This window comes from Roseateles sp. P5_B10 (assembly GCF_056400485.1).
Map to the genome: position 1 here is coordinate 1 of NZ_JBFULE010001646.1, position 579 is coordinate 579.

The window sequence follows — 579 nt, forward strand, 5'->3', positions numbered from 1 at the left end:
GGCTGGATGGGGGCTTAGCAGGAGAGATGTGACAAAGAGTCATTCTCGGATCACAGCATTCCATCGATGCCCTTCCAACCCGAGAGTCGGCGCATGCCGCAGCACCGGTGGCCACGCCCTCACCCGCCGCGCAGACGCGGCGCCTCTCCCCGCAAAACGAGGAGTGATTAAGTGGAGCGTCACTGCTTGCTGAACACCCTGTTCAATTCCCCGCCCTTCGYACCCTGCGCGAAGGCCGTGAACGTCCCCTGCCCGGCGATCTCCTGCGCCGCCTGCATGAAGCCGGCCCAGGCCACGCGCGCCAGCGCACCGCCGACGCTGATGCGGCGAACGCCGAGGCTTGCCAGATGCTGCACGGTCATGGTCGGCTGCACGGTCAGGACATTGAGCGGCTTGCCGCCGATCGCCTTCACCAGCGTGGTGATCTCCTCATCTGTAGCCACGCCCGGCGCATAGAGGCAATCGGCGCCGGCCTCGGCAAAGGCTATGAGCCGCGCCGTGGTTTTCTTCAGGTCGCGCTCGCCATGCAGAAAGCCTTCGCAGCGCGCGACCAGCATCACCGCGGGATTGACGCTGTCG

At 65.7% G+C, this 579-nt stretch carries 1 protein-coding gene; it reads right to left on the reverse strand.

The genetic code is table 11. From position 1 onward, the window contains the following. Positions 1-179: 179 nt before the first annotated feature. On the reverse strand, positions 180-579 hold a 400-nt coding region (locus tag AC1DU6_RS35095; protein WP_477863174.1), incomplete at its 5' end, for an isocitrate lyase/phosphoenolpyruvate mutase family protein.